General features: G+C 48.6%; 1 protein-coding gene. It reads left to right on the top strand.

Annotation, left to right across the window (positions count from 1 at the left end):
* The first annotated feature begins 174 nt into the window (after window positions 1-174).
* The gene (locus Q4491_RS21455; RefSeq protein WP_303460811.1) at window positions 175-549 is read left to right on the top strand and encodes a hypothetical protein; all 375 of its coding nucleotides are present in this window, start codon (window positions 175-177) and stop codon (window positions 547-549) included.
* Window positions 550-809 lie beyond the last annotated feature (260 nt).

The following is an 809-nucleotide window of genomic DNA, read 5'->3' as shown; positions in this document are numbered from 1 at the left end:
CAGTATGTGGGCTGCTGTAGCTCTGCCGCGCAGCGGCTTGGTTCAACAAAGCATTTAAGAGTGATTCCCAACGCTTGGCATTTTTCATTCCATCGTTGGGTTTTGTGTTTACGGTGCTTTGGTTAAGTTTCCTGGTAGCGTTGCTCACACCTTAATGCGGCGTTAAGTGTTTTTATGGATGATCGAGCTTTTACAAAACTGACCGAATACCTTCAGCAGTTGCCAGCAATTGAGGGCACTATCGGTTATGGGGCAAATGATGATGGTCGGTGGTGGGTTAAATTCACAATAAACATCGACCACAAGTTGGCGTGGCAAACCGTGCAAGAGCTTGGGCACGTACTTAACTATCTGTCTGTGGATGAACGCCTGCCCACGTCCTTTTATCCTGTGTCGCCACCTCCATACATGAATGGTGGTCCTGCGGAGTTTCTATCGTGGGTCATCGAGTGCCACGATCCTGAGTTCAAGCCGGGTACTTGTGCAAAGTGGCTAGAGGGTAGGTTGCCCAATCCGGTAGCGGACCTTGAGCAGTGGGAAATGGAGTGAGCACACTTAACCAGTCGTTCAAGTACGTTCCGGCCTTCGGCCTCCACCGGACGCCCCTGTCGGGGCGCCGCTTATTTCTGCGTTATAAGGAAAAGGATGAATATGTCGCTATACCATTACACAGATTTATCAGCTGTCTATTCGATACTTAAGAATAATAAACTTTGGTTGACTGACATTCGTTGAGGGTGTTCATAGTTCTGTGTCAGCATAAGTCACAGATCCACATATTGATCGACCCTGTTCGGGAAGTGGAGACT

The sequence above is a fragment of the Photobacterium sp. 2_MG-2023 genome, from assembly GCF_030547675.1.
Lineage (GTDB): Bacteria > Pseudomonadota > Gammaproteobacteria > Enterobacterales > Vibrionaceae > Photobacterium > Photobacterium arenosum.
The sequence above is the reverse complement of the archived record's forward strand: the minus strand, read 5'-3'. Positions and strand labels throughout refer to the sequence as shown.

What these genes read in the sequence shown, in the direction of transcription:
- Q4491_RS21455 (WP_303460811.1), top strand. Translation starts at nt 175, where the DNA reads ATGGATGATCGAGCTTTTACAAAACTGACCGAATACCTTCAGCAGTTG.